This window comes from Acidithiobacillus ferriphilus, assembly GCF_018854775.1.
Lineage (GTDB): Bacteria > Pseudomonadota > Gammaproteobacteria > Acidithiobacillales > Acidithiobacillaceae > Acidithiobacillus > Acidithiobacillus ferriphilus.
On the sequence record NZ_JAAZTY010000123.1, the window covers coordinates 1 to 878 of the forward strand.

An 878-nucleotide genomic window follows, 5' to 3' on the forward strand; every position below is an offset into this window, starting at 1 on the left:
CCTACGTCCCCGACGAGAAATGGGGGGGCGGGATCGGGTGCTATGGATACCAGACCATTGAGCATGTCAGTTACGCCTGCCACGCGGTCGGCGTGAACGCGATGAGGAAGCTCAATGAGGCGATGGCGACGGAGGCGGGCCAGGTGATGACCAAGCCGATGACCGGCGAATGGAGCCTGGGACTCGGTATGGGCAAGGCCCATGTGGAGGCCGTCGAATCCGGTTACAAGACGTTGATGGCCAACATCGACGACACCTGGGGCGAATCCGCGCCGCGCTACGTCTTCCTCTGCGAGTCGGGGGCGTCGTCCACGGGGGGCGGGCATGTCCCGCTCAAGCGGTGGCGGGCCTGGGGGGAAAAGGTCTGGGAGCCGTTCCAGAGCGAGTTCCATCCCTACCTCTTCCATGACGTTCACGCCGTCTTCGTCAAGGAGAACCTGCGCCAAAACCTCATGACTCGCGACAACGACAATCCCATCGACGCCCTTTCCCGGTCGGTCTCCGGGATGGAGAAGGTCCGGGTGGTGGCCGTGCCCTTCGGCAAGGTCCAAAACACCCTGTTCGGGTTCTCCTCGGGGGCCGCCATGCCGGAGGATTACTGGCTGGCGGCCATTCCCGAGAGCGTCAAGGAGAAGTGATCATGAAGCGCGCATGGTTGGTCCCTCTGGTCATTCTCAGCGTGATTCCGGCGGCGCGAGCCACCGGGGTCGTCGGGAAGATCGAACATTCGCGGAAGTCCGCCCATGGCTGGGAAAGCAGGCAAGGGGCGGAGGCGCGGCGGTCCTTGAGGCATTCCGCCTCCTTGAGCGGCGAGATGAACGCGGCGGCCATCCTGATCCCGCTCATGCGGCGGGTCGAGAACGGCGGCATGGCCTTGT

General features: G+C 64.4%; 2 protein-coding genes. Both read left to right on the forward strand.

Annotation, left to right across the window (positions count from 1 at the left end):
- Nucleotides 1-638, forward strand: a 638-nt coding sequence (locus tag HF921_RS08920) for a hypothetical protein (RefSeq protein WP_215893693.1), incomplete at its 5' end; no start/stop codon positions are given.
- 2 nt (nucleotides 639-640) lie between these two features.
- The coding region (locus tag HF921_RS08925) for a hypothetical protein (protein ID WP_215893694.1) at nucleotides 641-878 on the forward strand (238 nt) is incomplete at its 3' end.